The sequence below is a fragment of the Teichococcus aerofrigidensis genome, assembly GCF_054073225.1.
This window is the reverse complement of sequence record NZ_JBSXMU010000269.1, coordinates 1-916: the sequence shown is the minus strand read 5'-3', so window position 1 is coordinate 916 and position 916 is coordinate 1. Positions and strand designations below refer to the sequence as shown.

The 916-nt window shown below is 78.1% G+C and carries 1 protein-coding gene; it reads left to right on the top strand.

Annotated features, from left to right (window positions below):
* Positions 1–118: 118 nt before the first annotated feature.
* Positions 119–916: AAA family ATPase (locus tag ACVMLK_RS21140; protein WP_457487556.1), on the top strand; the 798-nt coding region annotated here is incomplete at its 3' end.

Sequence of the window (916 nt, the reverse complement as noted above, 5' to 3'; positions counted from 1 at the left end):
GGGGGGGTCGCGCCGGGGGGGGGGGGGCCGCGGCGCCCCGCCGCCCCCGGCGGTGGCGGCGGAGGAGGCCGAGGCGTCGCGGGACGCGGCCAGCCTGGCCGCCGCGCGCGAGGCGGCCCTGCGCGCCGTGCTCACCCGCCTGCGGATCGCCGGCTTCAAGTCCTTCGCCGAGCCGACCACGATCGAGGTGCTGCCCGGCCTCACCGGCATCGTCGGGCCGAATGGCTGCGGCAAGTCGAACGTGGTCGAGGCGCTGCGCTGGGCGATGGGCGAGACCAATGCCCGCGCCATGCGCGGCGGCGAGATGGACGATGTCATCTTCGCCGGCACCGCCACCCGCGCCGGCCGCAACCAGGCGGAGGTGACGCTGCTGCTCGAGGAGGCCGGCGGCCTCGCCCCGCCGCCCCACCAGCAGTCCAGCGACCTCGAGATCACCCGCCGCATCGTGCGCGGCGAGGGCACGGGCTTCCGCATCAACGGCCGCGAGGTGCGCGGCCGCGACGTGCAGACCCTCTTCGCCGACATCGGCAGCGGCGCCCGCGCCTCGGCCATGGTCAGCCAGGGCCGCGTCGCGGCGCTGATCGCGGCGAAGCCGGAGGAGCGGCGGCAGGTGCTGGAGGAGGCCGCCGGCATCGCCGGGCTGCGCGCCCGCCGGCACGAGGCGGAGCTGAAGCTTCGCCAGGCCGAGGCCAACCTGACCCGCGCCGACGACCTCAAGGGCCAGCTCGACGTGCAGCGCCAGTCGCTGCAGCGCCAGGCGCGGCAGGCGGCGCGCTACCGCAACCTCTCCGGCATGACGCGGCAGGCCGAGGCCGAGTACTTCGCCCTGCTGACGGCCCGCGCCGGGCAGCACCTCACGGCCGCCCGCGCCGGCTTCGACGCCGCCCGCGCCGCCACCCGCGCCGCCGAGCAGGCC